At 46.2% G+C, this 20,001-nt stretch carries 13 protein-coding genes; 2 read left to right on the plus strand and 11 right to left on the minus strand.

Annotated features, from left to right (window positions below; all coding sequences use genetic code 11):
• Positions 1 to 42: 42 nt before the first annotated feature.
• Positions 43 to 1,359 carry an ABC transporter substrate-binding protein gene (locus tag J2736_RS23310; protein WP_310500997.1) on the minus strand — a complete coding sequence of 439 codons (1,317 nt, stop codon included), beginning with the start codon at positions 1,357 to 1,359 and terminating at the stop codon, positions 43 to 45.
• Between the two features lie 205 nt (positions 1,360 to 1,564).
• On the opposite strand from J2736_RS23310, the gene J2736_RS23315 reads away from it, so the two are divergent.
• Together J2736_RS23315 and J2736_RS23320 are read left to right on the plus strand one after the other, a co-directional pair.
• Entirely contained in the window at positions 1,565 to 3,418 is a 1,854-nt protein-coding gene (locus J2736_RS23315) for a cache domain-containing sensor histidine kinase (RefSeq protein ID WP_310500998.1), read from the plus strand.
• 5 nt (positions 3,419 to 3,423) lie between these two features.
• Positions 3,424 to 5,061, plus strand: coding sequence for a response regulator (locus J2736_RS23320; protein ID WP_310500999.1), 1,638 nt, complete (start codon positions 3,424 to 3,426; stop codon positions 5,059 to 5,061).
• A 50-nt stretch (positions 5,062 to 5,111) separates the two neighbouring features.
• On the opposite strand, the gene J2736_RS23325 is transcribed toward J2736_RS23320, so the two are convergent.
• The 10 genes from J2736_RS23325 to J2736_RS23370 all read right to left on the minus strand — a co-directional run bounded on the left by J2736_RS23325 (position 5,112) and on the right by J2736_RS23370 (position 19,809).
• Positions 5,112 to 6,254, minus strand: a complete 1,143-nt coding sequence (locus J2736_RS23325; RefSeq protein WP_310501000.1) for a glycosyltransferase WbsX family protein — start codon at positions 6,252 to 6,254, stop codon at positions 5,112 to 5,114.
• Between the two features lie 104 nt (positions 6,255 to 6,358).
• Entirely contained in the window at positions 6,359 to 7,294 is a 936-nt protein-coding gene (locus J2736_RS23330; RefSeq protein ID WP_310501001.1) for an AraC family transcriptional regulator, read from the minus strand.
• 143 nt (positions 7,295 to 7,437) lie between these two features.
• Positions 7,438 to 8,592, minus strand: a complete 1,155-nt coding sequence (locus J2736_RS23335) for a glycosyl hydrolase family 8 (RefSeq protein ID WP_310501002.1) — start codon at positions 8,590 to 8,592, stop codon at positions 7,438 to 7,440.
• A gap of 72 nt (positions 8,593 to 8,664) precedes the next feature.
• Positions 8,665 to 9,594 carry a carbohydrate ABC transporter permease gene (locus J2736_RS23340; protein ID WP_310501003.1) on the minus strand — a complete coding sequence of 310 codons (930 nt, stop codon included), beginning with the start codon at positions 9,592 to 9,594 and terminating at the stop codon, positions 8,665 to 8,667.
• A gap of 37 nt (positions 9,595 to 9,631) precedes the next feature.
• Entirely contained in the window at positions 9,632 to 10,606 is a 975-nt protein-coding gene (locus J2736_RS23345) for an ABC transporter permease (RefSeq protein ID WP_310501004.1), read from the minus strand.
• 105 nt (positions 10,607 to 10,711) lie between these two features.
• Positions 10,712 to 12,409, minus strand: a complete 1,698-nt coding sequence (locus J2736_RS23350) for an ABC transporter substrate-binding protein (RefSeq protein WP_310501005.1) — start codon at positions 12,407 to 12,409, stop codon at positions 10,712 to 10,714.
• Between the two features lie 94 nt (positions 12,410 to 12,503).
• Positions 12,504 to 14,291: a sensor histidine kinase gene (locus J2736_RS23355; RefSeq protein ID WP_310501006.1), complete on the minus strand. Its 1,788-nt coding sequence runs from the start codon at positions 14,289 to 14,291 to the stop codon at positions 12,504 to 12,506.
• Positions 14,263 to 15,891, minus strand: coding sequence for a response regulator (locus J2736_RS23360; protein WP_310501007.1), 1,629 nt, complete (start codon positions 15,889 to 15,891; stop codon positions 14,263 to 14,265). Before J2736_RS23360 ends, J2736_RS23355 begins: the two co-directional genes overlap by 29 nt.
• Before the next feature lie 145 nt (positions 15,892 to 16,036).
• A complete protein-coding gene (locus J2736_RS23365) occupies positions 16,037 to 17,041 on the minus strand; it encodes an endo-1,4-beta-xylanase (RefSeq protein WP_310501008.1) in 1,005 nt (334 codons plus the stop codon).
• A gap of 215 nt (positions 17,042 to 17,256) precedes the next feature.
• Entirely contained in the window at positions 17,257 to 19,809 is a 2,553-nt protein-coding gene (locus J2736_RS23370; RefSeq protein ID WP_310501157.1) for a U32 family peptidase, read from the minus strand.
• Positions 19,810 to 20,001: the final 192 nt, after the last annotated feature.

Below are 20,001 nucleotides of genomic sequence, written 5' to 3' on the forward strand. Positions count from 1 at the left end.
AGGGCAGCATGGAATCGCGCATTCTGCCCCTCGCCATTTTTTCTATTTAATCGCTTGATCCTTCAGCTTCGCAAATTCCGCATCCACTCGCTTCAATTCTGAATCAACCGATTGCCCAGCTAAAATGTTCTGATAGCTAGCCCATGTGATGCTGTCCCATGCTGGCGGGAAGGTGACTGAACCTGCTGTGAAATGGTATTCAACCTTAGACGCGTCATTCGCTAGATCCATCAGCGGCTTTAATACGGCATCGACTTTGACATTCACACCTGGCAGCAATGTTGTAAGACCTTGACTTTCCAGATATTTGGTCACATTCTCTTTCTCTAAGAAGAAGTTGTATAGCTTCTTCGCTGCGTCTGCATGCTTCGTCTTCGCATTGATACCAATGGAGCGATCAGCGGCGCCAAGCAAGTGCAGCTTGCCGTTCACCGGCGCATAATTATAAACGAATGCACCTAACTCGAAATCGTTCTTATTCGCATTCTTAATCGGATCAAGTCCCGTCAACCATGGTCCTTGCGGAATCATTGCCGCTTTACCGTCCACGAAATACTGCACACTCTGGTCATAGGTCAGCGTTAAACTTGGCTTCGCGACAATGCCATCACTCACCCATTTGCCGAACTCTGTAAAGGTGTTCTTATAGAGATCAGAAGGCTTCACTTCACCTTTGTATAAGGCATCATTATAGTTTGGATATTTCCCGAAATTCTCCGCGTTGCGGTAGGGATCAAACATGATGCGGAACGGCCATCCGTCTTTGCCGCCAAACACGACGGGTTCTTTGCCGTCTGCCTTGATTTTAGCTGAAATGGCGTAGAACTCTGTCGGTGTGGTTGGCGGTTTAATGCCGAGCTTGTCAAAATACTTCTTATTATAGTAAATCGGCCATAACTCACCACCACCGTTGACTAGGGATCCATACATTTTGCCATCCACGGTATAGTAACTCGACAATTCCTTGGATTGCTTTTGCAGTGCAGTACCCGGCTCATTGGATACGTCCATTAACCAGCCTTCTTTGACATAAGACGCGTATTGCGCGGATTTCATGAATAAATATACGTCAGGACCATCGCCAGCGAGGAATTTCGTTTTCAGCAATTGATCATACTTTTGCCCGTCGAGTACGGTATCTTCCACTTTGATGTTGGGGTATTTCTTCATAAATTCAGCTAAGATCGGCTTATCTTCGCCTTTCGACATCCACGAAACGTATTTCAGTGTAACGGGTGCTGAATCACTTCCGCTCGTCGTCCCCGACGTGCTTGTCGAACTACTGCTGCATGCCGTCAAGCCTACTGCCAATGCGGATGCCAATAGCACGTAGATCGGCTTTCTCATCGTCATTTTCATTTGTAATCCCCCCGGAATAAAGTGTTGGAACTGTTGCTAGCCTCATCATACTATCGAGGTATTGTTCCAGATAGGCGTAAAATTCTCTGAAAAGGTGGAATCGCTTACGAACTTATTGAAACGCACTTCTCCTCCGTTGTTCATTCTCTCAATTCCTAGTAAGATGAGAAAATAATAACCTTAGGCAGGCAGGTGAATGCGCGCAATGAACTCTCCCTTAGCTCTCCTAACCGCTATCCGCAAACCATTTCGCAAGGAAATTCGATATAAGCTGCTCTCTATTCTCATCGTCTTGACGCTGCTTCCTGTTTCATTCTTTGGGCTCGTCTCTTACCGAATTTCAGCGGGCATAGTGGAAAGCGACTTCGTTCGTTACAAATCGCGCATCATCGATCAGATTGCGAATAATCTGGACGAGAACATCAGCTACTTAACCCGTCAATCTATGTATGTTTATCCTAATCTGCAGGACGTCCTGCAGGTGTTGACCACAGAAACCAACCAGATTAATCCGAATTACATGGAGTACTATAACCGTGTCTATGATTTTCTAAATACCCTGCTCCAAAGCAACGATCGCTTTGATTCCATTACATTGTTCTCCATGAACGGTGAGGCCAAATTTTTTGCGAATAAAAGAGGTATCGGCTCGCTCAATCTGTATACCGTACAGAACGATGAGTGGTTTACCCAAACGCTTGATCAGCACGGCGTCCCTCTCTTCCAGGAGCCTCATGTGAACGAGTTTCTAGCTGTTGGTCAAAACGAACGGCCCTTGGTCATTTCCGTTTCTCGTTCAATTCTCGATATTACCTCACCTGGCAATCAACCAAAGGGCGTTCTCGTGATCGATCAGAACATGGAGCGTATTCAACAGTTATTTACCAATACGGAAACGGATGCTGAAGAAACTGTTCTGGTTCTCGGCAAAAACAGACAATTGATCTACGCCAACCGCACCGTCAGTGACGGACTCATCACTCACTTAAATCAAAGTCTAAACGCAGGACCATCGACCTCAAGTTCAATAACCGCAAATGTCGAAGGAACCGAATCCATCGTTACCTATCGCATCTCGCCGCAAAACCAGTGGAAAGTTGTGTCCATCTTACCTGTAAGCGCTTTAAAAAAGAAAAGTGCTTACTTGAAGCAAAGCACACTCTTCCTGTCCTTAGTCCTCATGCTGCTGGCGCTGCTCATGTCCTTCTTATTTTCGCAATGGATTACGAAACCCTTAAAAAAACTGATGCGCTCCTTCCGCTCCTTCCGCTCCTTCCAGCACGGTGATTTCTCTACGCGCATTCAACTTCATAGAGAAGACGAGTTGGGTATGATTGGCGAGACCTTCAACACGATGGTTGCTGAGCTCAAGGATTTAATTGAAACGAAGTACGAGCTCACGATCTTGCGTAATGAGTCGGAACTAAAGGCGCTGCAAAACCAGATTAATCCGCACTTTCTATACAATACCCTGTCCTCTATTAAAGCTGTTAGCGACAAAAAAGACTCGGTCAATGCCTCGATCATGGTCCAGCATCTAGCCGATATGTTCCGGTACAACTTGAGTAAAGGCGACTTTATTGTACCTTTTTACAAAGAACTCGAATATATCCAAAGTTATTTATTTCTGCAAGAACGCCGCTTCTCTGACCGATTTACGGTCCATTATGATATCGATGAACGATTGCTCGAAGTACCGATTCTTCGTCTAACTCTGCAGCCTTTTATTGAAAATGCGATTTATCATGGGCTGGAGCTTAAAAGAGATCAAGGTGAAATTCGTATTTCAGGACAAATTTTCGAAGAGCAATGCTTCATTTACATCTACGATAACGGATTAGGCATGGAAGAAGCTCAATTGGATGCGATTAATTGGAATCTAGAGAAGAACTCGCTTCAGCCTGCTGAAACACCGGGTGGAAGCGAACGTATTGGCATGACGAACGTGCATACGAGGATCCAGTATTTTTTCGGCCCTGCCTACGGCATTAAGCTGTCTAGCAAGCTTGGTTCACATACGATGGTCAAAATCAACCTACCTTATAGACAAAAGGATTGAATCTCATGAATATTTTGGTCATTGATGACGAGGCATTGGTACGAGAATCCGTTGTGATGCAGCTTCGCAACTTTCATGTTGGGATGGTTGCAGAAGCAAAAGACGGCATCGAGGGACTAGATATGTTGCGACAAGGCGACTTTCAATTGGTGATCGCTGATATCCGAATGCCAGGTATGGACGGATTAACACTCATGTCCACTGCGAAGCAGCAGGAGTTAACGCCAGCATTTGTGTTTATAAGCGGTTACGATCTCTTCTCCTATGCGAAGCAAGCCGTACAACTCGGTGCCATTGACTATCTGCTGAAGCCAATCAAAGAAGGGGAGCTGCTCGACGCTGTAAATAGCGTTCGGCAATCGTTGCGGTCCCGCGAGCAGCAGCAAGAGTCTCTATCTAAAATGGAAGTGATTGCCCATCACGGTATTCAGTCGATGCGCAAGCAATTTTTCAGATCTCTGACTCGAGATGATTCCTTCGGAGAGCCGTATTTGCAACGCAAATTTCAGGAGTTGGAGATTCATTTTGCCCATCGGCTGTTCTGTGTAGTGTGCCTTAGTGTAGATCATTACGCTAAACTTTCGCACGAGCTTAACTTAAGAGATCGCGAGCTGATCAAATTTTCCGTGGAAAATATTACTTCGGAAGCGTTGCACGCGCAACAAATCGTGCACTATCCTTTCGATACTGAAGATGGTATTGGTTTCGTGTTGAATTATAGCGGAAATCTCCCGGAGGAAGGTCAGACGGAGCTGAAGCGAGTCGGCGAGGAGCTTTGCAAATGTATCGAACGGTACACGAAGCAGACGGTTACGGTAGGTATCGGTACTAGCATTCGTGAGTTAAGCCAACTTAAGATTTCTTATGAAGCGTCTCAGAAAGCAATTCTTCAGCGACTTATTCGAGGCGGCAACCACGTATTCATAGCGGGGATAGGGCATTTGAAGAGCGAACAGACAGTCGGTTCTATCCCTCTAAGATGCGACAAAGATCTATTGGTAGCTTTTGAGCGGAAACAGCCTGAGCTAGCCCTCGCATCCATCCAAGATTTGTTGAAACCTTATCATAACACGCCATCTTTCGCTGTCGACGCTGCTCATTTTACACGTCTCAACTTTCAACTGATTCTTGTCATTTTTAAGCATTTGAGGCAGGTGGGTCTTCAACCTGAGGAGGTGCTTGGCGAGGAGTTTTTGCTTTCTCAAGAGGTGAATGCGTGCGACAGCGTGGATCATGTTGTAGAGTGGTTTAGCGACAAGCTTAACCTAATCTTTGAAGCGTTCGCGGCTGCGGCTGCGACAGAACCATCGTCTAAGAACGGCAGTAGCAACCATGTGCTGATGGAGAAGGCGAAGCTGTATATTCGCCAGCATTATGGGGGTGACATCACGTTGGATAGCGTTGCGCAGCATGTCAATTTAAGCCCGTCTTATTTTAGTAAGCTATTTAAAGACGAAACTAGCGAAAACTTCCATACCTATGTGCTAGAACATCGGATGAATGTAGCCCGCGCCCTGTTGAAGGAAGGCGTTTATAAAGCGAATCAGGTGGCTGGTATGGTCGGGTTTCAGGACGAGAAGTATTTCTATAAGGTGTTTAAAAAGATGACTGGCTTTACCCCGAGTGAGTATCGTCAGTTGTGACATGTTGTGAAGTAGCTCAAGGCCATCCCTTCTGGGACGGCCTTTTTACTTTATCCTTTAAATATGTCGCGAATAGCCTCCAAATACCCGTATCCATGATCGGTATCTGGCTCCAAATAGCTGCCCTCCGTCCACTCGTTCCACGAGTTGATGGTCAGAATCCGAGGCTTCGTATGCTGTTCGATAAATGTTTTGGCAAAGGACAGCGCCTCTTTGAACGCTTCAGGTGTATTATTCGTCAGAATTGGCGTGTGCGGATATCCGAGGAGATCATACACATTTGATTGAATTGTACGCGGACTGGCATCCCAACCCATAGAGACATTCGGGAAGTAGGGCAGCTCATAATCCGATGTGAATTTCTCGAAATTTTGAATCGAAATGTCCCGGTACTCTGCGTAATCGCTTCCAGGGAAGTTCGGAATTTCATCGTGATGAATCCAGACGTAGGAGGTGATGCTGTCAAATCCGAGTTGACCTAGAAAACCATTCACATCAACAATTTTGTCCTCACCAGGCAGATTCGCAATGCCCCACACGACTGCATTAAGATGAAGCTCTCCTAGGCCGCTATGCCTCACTCGACCGCGAAAATCATCCAGAATCCGACGTACCTCAGATAGATTCCCACCCAGTCCTTTCACCAAATTCATCAGTTCGTAAATTGAAAAGTATAAGCCACCATTAACGCGCCAATACGAGGGATGATGAAAATAATGTTCGATCATGTAGTCGGTCGCTTCAATAAATTGCCGCTCCGTGACCGTCCCTTCGGCAAGAATGGGATACGGCTTGTGACGAGTTGCCGGCATAATCTCTAACCAATCATGGTTGGCCCACATTAACGAAAATTTGAGCTTGTCGTTATTGTCCGCTTTGAGAAAACCACGTTCTAGTGCACCATGGAGGTACGGTCCATCGTCATACCAATACCAATCGAAAATAAAGCTATCAATGCCATGGTCGGCTGCCGCATCAATTTTGCGTGCCATTACCGTGGGATCTGCTTCGTCCTCATAGCCCCAAAGCGGTACCTTAGGCTGCTGATGTCCTGGGAAACGCGGTGTGGCTGCCTTCATCAAAGCCCACTCGTTCCACCCTTTTCCATGCCTGCGCTCGTTAACCTCGTCGATATGATAATTGGGAAAATAATATACCGCCACTTCGGTTTTCGCTGATTGCTCTACAGTCATCGTGAACCTGCCCCCCTCCTATTTCCTCCATTCTAGCTGGAAAAAAGGACGAAAGCTTTGGTCAATCCAACGATCGCATTTGTAAAATACAACACTCTAAGAACTCATTCCTGATACGCTCGACGCAAAGAGGCGGCATAGTTTTTGGGAGACATCCCTTCTAGCTTTTTAAAAAGTTTACTGAAATAGTGGATGTCTTCGTAACCGACCATGGCGGAAATTTTGCTGATGGAGTGGGTGCCCGCTTGCAACAATTCTTTGGCCTTCTCTATCCGTAAATGCGTGAGAAATTCCAGCGGGGTCCGCCCCGTTGCTTCTTTAAATAACTTGCGAAAATAGTTCGGCGACAAGCTCCCTGCCTGTGACAACGCATGGAGCTCCAGCGGATCCGCATAGTGATTCTGCATATGGCGAATGGTTTCCGTGATCTCGGTTCGGCGTGCAGATTGACTGCTAACCCCGTGATCGGTAGCCAAGTCATTGGCCATATTGCTTAGTATCAGCAAGAGCTGTGAACGCAGCAGGATCGGATAGCCTACTGGCTTCGAAGTAAACGTGTGAACCAAACGTTGAAAGATTTGGGTATAGGTTAAGAGGTCCGATACGCGCATACGATGCGGAAACCAAACATCATCGAGTTCGAGCAAAGGGCGCTCCGCGAGTTCTTCCTCCACAGGAATGTATTCCATATTGAAGTAATCCAGATTCACATAGACATCAATCGGAGAGAAATCCAACTGCTCCCCCATATACATCAGATCAAAATGAACAGCAAAATAACGAAACGATTTCCCCTTAGGCACAAAGTAAGAATGCCTTAAATGCGGCCTGATGAAGAGCAAATCTCCCGCTTCTAATGGATAAGTCTGATCTTCTAGTTGAAATACACACGTGCCCGAAGTAATTAATATCATCTCATGATCGTAAATGATCCTAGGCGGTACACGGTAGTCGTCCTCTCCTGCATCTTCATGTGCAAAGCGAACGTATGGCGCTAGGTTTAGAAAATCAATCTTTTTAACAACTCCATTAGGCTCCATAAAGATGTCCCTCGACCTCTCATTCAAAAATTGCTAATATCGTTGGATTGTAGTTGTTCAGTAGATCTATTATATCATTCTGCTTGGAGCTGTTAGTAAGAAAAACTCGGCATCCCTTGAAAAAGGAGTACCGAGTTCTTCACTTATCTGATCAATTCAGGCTGCCATATTTTAAAATTCCCGCTCAGGGCAAGCACGCTAAACGCGTACAAACAATTATCGTAATATCTTCTTACACCTGTACGAACTGGTGTTTGCCAAAATAGCTCGACACACGCTCTAGCATGAGCACCATCTGGCGCCGCAAGCGAGGCCATAGCATTGGTAGCTATGATGCCCACGGGATGAAGTGCCTTCTCATCGAAAGGTGTGCCGTCGATCTGGTACCGACGATAATCCTCTGGTGATTTATCCGCGAAGAAAGACTGAATGCGATTTACCGTATCGGAATGCCACTGCGAACCGCCGCACCACGCCGCGTCCAACCCGATATTAGCCGCTACACGATAGGAGTCGCTGAAGAAGTGACCGTAGCCGCGATCATCATTCGGTGTGCCGTCGTAATGCGCATACTCTGGCGCCAAGCCGGTCTCAGGATGGCAGGCGATCTGTAAATAAGCTCGACTAGCTTCCGCAGCCTCCGCCCAGAACGGCCGATCTTCTTCATAGGCCCATAAAGCAAACAGCTCATAAAAATGCGGCAGATGATAAGACGGATCCGAATATTCGCAGTTTGGAACAAACTTGATCAGCTTATTCTCTAGATTCCACATCGGCTTGCCAACGCCGTCTTCTCCTTTGTGAATACATGTCCGAAGCAACTCGCGTGCCTGCTCACTGTAGTTATAAGGTGCTGCACCATCGCCCCAGCGGTGTGAAGCAAAGAATAAGGATAAGGCAAAATATTCTTCTCCATCCGGCGCTGGACCGTTTGACCGCTTGGAGCCATCTGTGTTGCACGACCATGCGAAATAGCCCGCATTGTCACCCTCAGTCATCAACATGTTCGTATGTGTCCACTTCCAAATCCGATCAAAGACGATCTTCTGATTCAGTTGTACAGCGATCATCATGCCGTATGACATACCTTCGGTACGCACATCTAGGTTACCTGTATCCAACAAATAAGCGCCTGCATCGCCAGCCTCATAATAGATTCTGGTATCCTCATCACCGTGGAACAATTGGTTCCACATGTCCTGCAATTTATCCTGAATATCCGCTTCCACATACCCATACTCCGCAAATAAATTGCGGCAACTGCCTGTCGTCGATGCGTCAATGCTTTGCTTTTGCATATAAAATGCCTCCTAATTAGAAAACCCCCAAGACACGCAAGATGCCGGGGGTTAATCGCTAGTCTAGTCCGTCTAACCTTTTACACCGCCAACGGTCATCCCCTTAACAAAATACTTCTGCAAGAACGGATACACCATAATAATCGGGAGACTCACTACAATCGTCATGGTAGAACGAATCGATGTGGGTGTTACTGTAGCTGCCCCAGAGTTCGCACTGCTAGCAAAAATGTCAGCTGCCGTTTGCGACGTTTGTGTATTCGTGTTCTGCAATATTTTCATCAACTCGTACTGCAGCGTACTTAAATTCTCATTCGAAGAATTGTACAAGAAGACGTCGAACCACGAGTTCCATTGACCTACCGCGCTAAATAAGGCAACTGTCGCCAATACAGGAACAACAAGCGGAAGAACAATTCGCATGAACATCGAGAAATCATTCGCGCCATCAATACGAGCTGCTTCCATAATCCCGTCAGGAAGCCCTTCGATAAACGAACGGATGATAATTAAGTTGAATACCCCGATCATGCCTGGAATGATATATACCCAGAAGCTTCCTAACATGCCAAGGTCCCGAACGAGCAGGTAGCCTGGAATGAGCCCCCCGCTGAAATACATCGTGAAAATAAAGGAAACCGTTACGAATTTGCGAAGCACGTATTCTTGACGTGACATCGTGTAGGCTACCATGGCCGAACAGAACACCGTAACCACAGTACCTATCACCGTTCTTAATACTGAAATGAAGAAAGCATGTACGATTGCGGCTTCGCTAAACACGTATTTAAAATTATCGAACGTCCACATGCGAGGAAACAGATAAATCCCTCCGCGGACCGCGTCATTCGCATCGTTCAACGCTACGGCTAGCGTATTAACAAAGGGATACAGCGTAACTACAACAAGTACAAACATAAATATGATATTGCAAATATCGAACAAGCGATCACCTATGTGCGTATTCCGCCGGCTCGAACTTGCCTGTTGTGAAGCTTCCATAGCTGATACCTCCTTGTGAAGTGGTCCAAATAAACGATTAGAACAATCTGGCTTCACCGGCACGTTTAGCAATTTGATTCGCACTGATCAAGAAGATAAAACTAACGACGGTCTTGAAAATGCCTGCTGCTGTTGCCAATGAGAAATTGCCTAAGTTGATGCCGTAATTGAGTACGAAAATATCAAGATTTTCTGCATAATCTATGTTCATCCCATTTTTGAGTAAATATTGTGGTTCGAAACCAGACTCAAGAATGTGACCTAAATTCATAATTAGCAATATGATAATAACCGGTTTAATGCCTGGAAGAGTGATATGCACAATGCGCTGAAATCTGTTGGCGCCATCCATTTCTGCCGACTCATACAGAGCCGGATCAATCGTCGTCATCGCAGCTAGATAAATAATGGTGTTCCAACCGACATTTTTCCACACCTCGGATGCACCAAGAATTCCCCAGAAATATTCACCCTTACCGAGCCATAGAACGGGTTCGCTAATCACATGTAATTTTAATAAGACTTCATTAATGATCCCGCCATCTGTAGATAAGGCGCCGGATACGATACTAGCAGCAACAACCCAAGAAATAAAATGGGGCAAATAACTGATTGTCTGTACAAAACGTTTGAAAATAACTTTGCGCAGTTCATTAAGAAGAATAGCTAGAGTAACCGCTGTAACAAAGCCTAATACGAGATTAATCGTGCTCATCGCTAACGTATTTCGCATGACACGAAGGAAGCCCTCATCTTGAAAGAGGAATTTAAATTGATCGAATCCAACCCACGTTTGCTCAGAGAATTTTTTGGCCGGACGATATTTTTGAAAGGCCATAGACCAACCCCAAAGCGGTACATATTTGAAAATAAACAACCAAATAAGAAAAGGCAGCGACATGGCCATCAATACTTTTTGCTTACCTAGCTTACGAAAAAATAAGACTAACCCTGTTGATTTCTCGGATAGCACTGGTCTGTCCGTTAGGGATTCTTTTGTAAGGCTCTCCATAGAAAATCACTCACTCCTTCATGCTTTTTATCTAAGTAGAAGGGACGCATGACACTATCCATACGCTCCAGTGCCCTGCATCCCCTTATTCGTTACGCATCTTCCTTATTTTGCCCAGTTGCCTGCAACGCGATCTTTCACAATCTTCGTTACAAATGCTTCATAGCCTTTGATATCAAGCTTGCTTGCTTGTGCCACATAGTCGCTCCAAGCCTTCTCGAACTTATCTGTGCCGCTTGCAAGAATCATTTCTGGATAAGCTTTCTTCTGAAGATCGCCCATTTTTTGTTCAAAAATTTGTTCAGGTGTGCCTTGTCCTTTGTTGATACTCCATGCAGGGTACCACGGACGAGCATCTGGCTTACTAAACATGTCTGTAAAGACTTTTGCGTTGTACGCTTTCAGAAGTGCACGATCACCATCTGTATAGTTCTTCTCAGCTACAGAAGGCTGCTTGTTCGGATCGAAAGCATTGTCGCCTTTTACGATAGAGAAGTTACCATAACGAGGCCAGTTGTACGCAAACATTTTCAAACCGAAATCTTCATAGAACTTAGGATCTTTAATCTTCGCGATCTCTTCATCCGTACGGAAGAACTTGCCTTTGTCATCCACTTCATACGTTTGACCTTTGATACCCCATTGTTGCAGGATTTGATTGTCTTCAGTCAGCATCGTGTCAAAGAATTTGATAATGCGAACAGGGTCTTTCGCGCTTTTGGAAATGGAGATACCACGGTTGTTTACGAAGGAAGGCGGATCCAAGTATTGGTCCTTAACCCCTTTGTCAAACACGATTGGAAGTGCCACGTAACGCTTGTCATCTACGCCAGCTTTGGCCAAGTTATTGCGCGCATCGCCCACTTGCCAGTCATATGCGAAGTAACCAAGTACACGGCCGGAAGTCAATTTCGCCAAATACTGATCTTTGTTCATCGTGAAGGACTCTTTATCGAACAAACCTGCTGTATTGACTTCATTGAGTTTTTTTACCCAACGTTTCGTCGTTGCTTCATCAATGGCATTGCTTTTCGCTTCATTTGTTTTCAGATCGATCAGTAGACCACCGTCATTCGGGTAGCCTGCTAAATGGAAAGCAGGGTTCGTAATCGTAAAGAAGTTCGTATCATACGTCATGACGGAGAACCCGATGGTATCCTTGCCATCCACTTGTGGATGCTTGTCTTTATATGTCTTAATCGCATTGAAGTATTCGTCAAGTGTCGTAAGCTTCGGATAGCCAAGCTCCTTCAACACGCCGCGTTGAATCCAGAATGCGCCTTGGTCTACGTTCGGGTTAGCAGCAAAGCCTTGATTCGCACTGAAGGGAAGGTGATAAATCTTGCCATCCTTTTGCTTCATTTTGTCAAAATAAGGACCATATACGCGCTTAATGTTCGGACCGTATTTTTCAATTAACTCATCGAGTGGAATGAATGCGCCAGCATCCATGAACTTATCAATTTCTCCTTCAGGCTGCACCACATCTGGGAACTCATTACCAGCAATCATGACACCAGACTTGGTCTTAGATTCGCCAACGAGATTCTCCACTTTAAAGTTAACGCCTGTTTGTTTTTCTAACTCTTTACCAATTGGGGTTTCATTCGTGTTCATATTCTTTCCTGCGTTAAACAAGAAATAGCTAAACGTAGCTGGTTTCATCTCTTCCTTAGCAGCGGTAGTGCCACTAGGACTACTAGGTGTTTTGGAAGTGGCTGGATCTGCTGAGTTTGAGCTGCTGCAAGCACTTAGCGAAAGCGCTAACAATGTGCCCATCGTGACTAATTTCAACTTCTTCATTCTTGTGAAACTCCCCTCTCAACACTATCTTGTAAGCACTTTCATTATATAAAACCGCTCTCAGCTTGATTACCCTGTAAAGTTTAGTATCTTCTTAGTAAAGCTTAGGTGATCGATCACTCTCATTCACTTGGACTGGGGTAGTAATCTTCACAATGGTGCCGACGCCATCCTCACTACTAATCTGAACATCAATGGCATTGCCATAATATAATTTCAGTCGCATAAAAGCATTCTTCATCCCGACGTGTTCACTCACATCTTCGCCGTTACCCATATAAGCGTTCAATAAATCGACCTTCTCCTTCGGCATCCCAATGCCGGTATCCGCAATCGTAAAACTCACCTGATCCCCACTTCTAGTCGCCTTCAATTCGATGGTGCCGTGGCCTTGCAAGGGCTCGATTCCGTGAAGACTAGCGTTCTCAATGAAGGGCAGCAAGGTCATTTTGGGGATTTTACAGCTATAGACGGACTCATCCACCTCGAAATGATAGCTTAGCTTATCTCCAAATCGGTATTTCTGAATTTCTAGGAAACATAAAATCAAATCCAGCTCATCACGGAACGTGACCCATTCCCCACCCCATTCCAGTGAACGGCGGAACATTTTGGCCATATTCTTAATAATTTTTGCCGTTTCGTTTTCTTGCTTGATCAAGCTGCGCATACGAATCGTTTCCAACGCATTAAACAGAAAATGAGGATTAATCTGGCTCTGCAAAGCGTGCAGCTGCGATTGCCTTTGTTTCAGCTCCAGATCCTTCTTCTGAATATCCGCGATGTACACATCATCAATGAGGCTCTTGATTTGCACGGTCATTCGGTTGAATTCTCGCACCAATTGGCCGATTTCATCCTTCGTTTCCGGCTCATCAATGAGATCGAAATGCTGGTTTTTCACTTTTTTCATATGAACAAGAATACGAACTAGTCGTGTATGCAAGGAGGATGAGATCCAGACAATCACAAGTGTCGGCAGCAGGATGTTAAGTAGTGCCAAATAGACGACGAATTGCTTGGATTTACGCACGGCATCTAGGACATGTCCATCTGAAACGAGAACGATACGCCAATTCTTTAAATAGTTGGTACTATAAGTTCGCTCCAATTGAATGGCATCCTTAGGGATCGCCACGCTGCGGAAGTTAGTTTTGCCCCGAATCCAATCCAGCTTCGCGTCCGTCGTATACTGAATATCCCCTTCAGCATTCAGCAGATATAGATTGCCCTGCAGCGCTTGATTGCTAAACATGACCTCGATGGCGTCCGGACTCATCTCAATTTTGAGTATTTTACTATAGGTGTTCGCGTTCACGAAATTGTTCATTTGTCGGATGATGCTAAGCCCGCTGTACGAGCTCTCATTGTCAGCGCTTCGCATAACGAGGGGATAAGGTTGTCCTTCAGCATGCACCTTCTGTAAGCTACGATACCATTCTGAATCGCGAATAATATCCGTTAGCGGGTGTAAGCCGCCGGAGTCGATAATCGTTGGATTGTTGGTATACATCTGAATGCCTTTTATTTCGCTATATACCAAATTGTACTTATTAATGTTGGCCGCAAGCTGCGAGTTATACATGCGCACATAATCAATGGTTTCCGCGTAGGTTTGCTCCAGGGCATCATTTAAGAGACCGTCTGTATAAAAGAAGGATGAAATTCCAACTGCATTATCGATCTTGGCACGAAATTCATCCTTCAATTTATCTAAATTCAGCGAGATATCTTCCGTTTTCTGCCGCTGAACATTGTGAGTCGTTACTTGATAGAAGATTACATTGGTCAATAATATCGGAATAAACACACTTAGAAAGTAAAGCATCAACAATTTGTTGCGTAAACGAACGTTATTTAGCTGGAATCGTCGTATTTTCATGGGAATGGCCGCCTTGTTTGGTCAGTAGTTTTTTGCGATATTCGGATGGAGGCATATCTTCCATTTTCTCAAATTGCGCAACAAAATAGTCCGCGTTGTTAAAGCCTACCTTTTCGGCAATTTCATAAATCCGCAAATCCGTTTGACGTAACAGCTTCTTGGCTTCGCCAATGCGGATCGACAGCAGAAACTCGTTAAAATACTGACCGTATGTTTTCTTGAACAATTGCCCGACATACACCGGATTCATATAGAACTCAGCAGCAATGCTTTTGAGATTTATATTCTCTTGGTAATGATGCTCAATATAGCTCTTAATCTTGTGGATGCTGCCCTTGGTCTGCTCTCCCCGCAGTTGTTCCATCATGCGAGAGCTCTCGATCATAAAGGAAATAAATAAGTCCTGCAGTTGGCCAAAAGATAGCGGTTGTGCATCCCAGCTTAGCATGGGCTTCAGATTAACGAGCAAATCCGTTGGTCCTTGCATCCCCTGCAGGGTTCCCAAGATGCGGTGCACATAGCGATCGATAATCGTGCGAATCGCATCTTTGGCTAGTGATTTCGTTTCAATTTCAGTAAAGAGCATCGCGATCGTCGTCTTAATCTTCTCGGTTTCTTGCTCTTCAACGGCTTCCTGAATACGGTGGAATAAGCCGACATCCGGCTCTGCATAACTTAGCTTCGTCTCTGAGGCTGTTTCATAGAAAAGAACATCCTTCATCCCCTTCACATACTTGTACTGCAGCAGCTCGTTTGCTGTCTGAATCGATGCGCTGAGCTGCTTCATATCTTTCACACTCGCGCCAAAATATAGCGTAACACCCGCTTGCAGCCGCTTGGCCAACAGATTCTGCAGCGCAGCGCCAAATTGCTCATAGCTGCCACCATACAGCTTCAACGCATCAGAGCAAATGAGAAAAGCGCACTGCTGATTGCGCAGCTGAACAACAAAGTCGCTAGGTACATCGACTAATGTTTGCAAGGCCTGGGCGACAACGCTGACATTGTCCTTGATGAGGTAATCCGTCGCCTCTCCTTCTTCGGAGAGGCCTCGGTTCAATTCAACTATGCCATACCGCAGCACGCTTCCTTTAGACAGATGAACCCGTTCGTCAAGCTCCATCACAGCTTTGGCCGCTTGCTCGCCTCTACTTAGTTGTTCGAACAAGCCTCTTAAAGTGAGTCGGCCACTTATCGCCTTCTGTAGACGCTCTTCCTTAATTTGCAGCGCTAACTTCCGTAACGTCTCTTCCAAATCCTCTTCCTCAATCGGCTTTAAAATATAGTCACTCACCCCAAAACGAATGGCAGATTGCGCATAGGAGAAGTCATTGTAACCGCTTAAAATAATAAACTTACAGGGACTAAGGTTATGCAGTTTCACTTCTTCTATTAACTTCAAACCATCCATAACTGGCATACGAATGTCTGTGATGACAACATCAATGTCAGACTGCCTGGAAGTAAGGATTCGCAGTGCATCTTTTCCATTATCCGCTTCATGGCTGACACAGTAACCCAGGGTCTCCCAGTCAATTAGGCCGAGTAAACCTTTCCTGACATATTGCTCATCATCGACTAACATCACTTGCAGCGTCATGGCTTTCACTCCCTTGGTAACTAAAATGGAAAAGCGAGTCCAGTAGTTAGCCGGACTCGCAGTTATCTATACGAGCAATCTAGATGTTGTTTATTGTATCCCACTCTGTCATCATCTGACAACTATGGAGTCTAATGTCTTCTCCCTACTTCATAATCCGATGGAATGCCATTTTCGGTGCCTGCTGGCAATCGAACAGGAAGGGCCAATTCTTCCTCCCTTTCACCGGGAAATGATCCAGCCATGTGTAATCATCTGCCGCTCCCCAGAAGGTAACTGCTGTAATACAGCTCTGGTACTCTTTGAACAGCTCAAAAATCTGCTCATATCGCTGCGCCTGCAGCTCTAACATTTCAGGGGTTGGTTCTGTGAGATCCGTTCGTCTGTCTGTGAATTCGAATACCGACAGATCTAACTCTGTAATTTGAAGCTGCACGCCAAGAGAAGCGTAGAGCTCAATCGCGGCGCGAATTTCCTCAATGGAAGGACCATGAAGGTTCCAATGTCCCTGCATCCCGATACCATGAATCGGTACACCTTGATCTTGTAAGGATGATACGAGCGCAGCAATTTTATCACGCTTCACTGGGTTGGTTTCATTGTAATCATTGTAGAATAAGAGCGCATTAGGATCTGCTTGATGGGCAAAATGGAAAGCTTTCGCGATGTAATCTTCACCAATGATGTCCAGCCACTTGGATTTACGCAGCGTGATATCTGTTGTATCCTCAATCGCTTCATTCACAACATCCCATGCGTATATGTGGCCGCGGTAACGCTTCACCACTGTTTCAATATGCTGTTGCATCTGAGTCAATAGTTCTTCTCTCGTTGCTTGTGCTCCTGTAGGTCCCTCGAATACCCAGTCTGGTGTCTGATTATGCCACACTAGCGTATGACCTCTTATCTTTTCCCCCTGAATGGTTGCAAAATCAACGATCGCATCTGCCGCCTCAAACGTATAGCGGTCTGGATCGGGATGAATCTCAGCAAACTTCATTTCATTCTTTGCGGTTACACTATTATAATGCCGTCTGATGAGGTCGGCCTGCGTTGTAATGGTTTTGGCATTCACAGCTGCACCAATATCGAAGTACTGCTCAAACTTTTGATATAGGGAAGCTATTTGTATTTGGCTATCTTTCGTCATGTAAATGACCTCCTCATAAAATAAAGCGCTTTCGCGAGTTATTATATCGTCTGCCTCGAACGTTTCATACCCTACGAAGTTTAGGTTATACCCAATAGATTAAAGGAGTTTTCTAGGTAGGTAGCACCTAGCGCCACTACACCTACCAACACGACAAAAAACCGCCCCCCGACACTAATCGTCGTGAGGCGGCTAAGCGCACTAGGCGCAACTATTTATTTGACCAAAGTACCCTTTGTTACACCCAACTGGTTGGTCGCCTTCAGTGAACGCCATACTTGCGTCCCGCTGATTTGGCCATCGATTGCTTTGCGGTACAAATCAAGAATTTCCGTTACTTTCTCTGGCGTCTCTTCCAAGAACTCTACACGGAACGAACGGATGCCCAGATCCATGAAGTGGTTCAAATACTCGGCACCAGATTGATCTATCGCGTTGTACACCGTATTCCGGCAGCCTTCATCCACGCGCACAGGATGCGACATTCCTACGCGATCCTGCAAGGACACACGCTTCTCCTCGCACGGACGACCACAGTTCGTAAAGTCCGTCCCTTCACTCAGGAACGTACAATACACACAGTGTTCGGTGTGGAACATCGGCATGTGCTGATGAATAACGACTTCCAGCTTGGAGGTCTCCGCGCGGCGAAGCAAGTCAACCATCTGCTGAATGTTCAAGTCATAGGAAGGCGTAACCTTTGAAAGCCCGGCAGCCAAGAACAGATCAGCAGCTTTATGATTGGCAATATTCAGTGAGAAGTCACCGATCAGCTGCGGTTGCGGTGCATCCGGATTCTCAAACCGGTGCTTCAAGAAATAATAGGCTGCGCCTGTATTTCGAATAAGAACCGCATCTGGTTTCAGCTTGAGTATATTGTTAAAATAGCCTGTTTCCCCTGGCATATGAATCCGTGGTGTCACGAGCGCGATCTTGCGCCCAGCAGCATGTACGGCTTCAACCGCAGCAGGAAACTGCTTAATAAATTCAAAATCAGCGTAGATTAAGCCAACGTCCGTCGTTGCAAGAACTGCCTTCACTTGCTCCAAGTTACGGCACAAAGCAGTCAACTCGACCGCGTTACGATCCGCGAGGGATAAAGCAGGTGCATTCACAGCGGTAACAGCCGCGTGATGCTCAGTCACAGCAGCAGGCACGTCGTCATACACGCCGACTTCGCGCTTGATGTACGCGCGCGGCTTCTGCCGCTCGTCTTCCATGAGCTCGACAGCCATGCGGCGCATGCTGTTCAATTCACGCATCGGCACGATCAGCGCGCCGTCCAGCTGGACATCCAGCTCGGCAAGCTCATAGATCGTGCCGCCAAGGCGACCGAACTGCTCGGTGAAGAGCTGTTCGTCCATAGGTCTTTTTTCCGCTTGAACCAGCGGAAGTTCGGATTGTACGAAGACGGTGTGGCCACCGCGAACATCCGTCCACCAGCTCTTCAGCGTCTCGCCAAGGACGCCTGTCACTTTCACGCTTACCGGGAATGTACGGTAAGGCTTATCCGTTTCAAACGTCTGGCGCAGACGTTTGTCCAAAGCTGGATCGTTCGTCTTCCAGATACGATCGCCTACATGCAAACGGCCAAGCTCTACATCATTGCGTCCCATGACGATTTCAATGATACCACCCTCGGCTTCGCCTTCGAGTTTCTCACCCTTGCGGCGCAAATCGTAGATGCGCCCGCCTTCTTCCTTCTTCGTCGGGTCCCCCGCGTCGAAGACAAGCCCGTCGCCGCGCTTCAGCGGCGCCTCCAGCTCACAGATCACCGCATCGCGCAGAATCTGCTTGATACGGCCCACGAAAACCCCACGGCTCTTCGGAAACGTGCCGTCAACCAACTGCTTATTGTTGGTCCCTTGCAGGAACCCAACCGTAAATCCGCGTGAGAAGCTTTGCTGAAGCTCACGCACTTCTTCTTTAGACGGACGCGCGTCCTGCCCATCGAAATAACGATCAATCGCGCGACGATATTTGCTCACGACATTGGCTACATACTCAGGGGTCTTCAAACGCCCTTCAATTTTAAAAGAACGAACGCCCGCTTCGATCAGCTCCGGCACAATTTCAATCGCCGCCAAGTCTTTCGGCGACAGCAAATACGTGACATCCCCCATCGGTTTTTGCTCACCATCCACCATCAAATCATACGGCAAACGGCAAGCCTGCGCGCACTCACCACGGTTAGCGGAACGGCCTCCCCACATTTCGGAGGTCAGACACTGTCCCGAATAGGACACACAAAGAGCACCATGCACGAAGACTTCCATCGGAAGCTTCGCTTGATCGCCGATTTGTTTGATTTGTTTCAGGTTATTCTCACGACCCAGAACAACACGCTCGATATCGAACGGTTTTGTAAATTCAACAGCCTCTGGCGATGTAATCGTCATCTGCGTTGAACCGTGAATCGGGAAATCAGGGGAGATTTCACGAATCATTTTGACCAAACCTAAATCCTGCACGATCACGGCATCCACGCCTGCATCAACACACGCATCAATCAACTGCTTCGCATCATTCAACTCTTCCTCGAAGACGAGAATGTTAAACGTCAGGAAGCCTTGAACACCATATAGATGAAGGAACGACATAATATCCGGCAGCTCTGCCATCGTAAAGTTATGCGCTCTCGCTCTCGCATTAAATTTCTCCACACCAAAAAATACGGCATCCGCCCCATTGGCAACAGCCGCTCGCAAACAATCCCAATCCCCAGCAGGGGCCAATAATTCTACATCTTCTCTGCGTATCGTACGCATGGCAGCAAATCCTTTCAATATCAATCCTCAGGTAATCCTCAAAGTCTTCTCTTTAGTGTAACAGAAACGATAGGTAGGAATCTAGGGCAGGAGATAACTGCACACAAAGCCAATATCCGACAATGCTGCCATACAGCAATGCCTTTAGAAGTTAACAAACGTACCCATGAATGCTATAATGGCAAGGATAGT

The organism is Paenibacillus qinlingensis, from assembly GCF_031455095.1.
Lineage (GTDB): Bacteria > Bacillota > Bacilli > Paenibacillales > NBRC-103111 > Paenibacillus_E > Paenibacillus_E qinlingensis_A.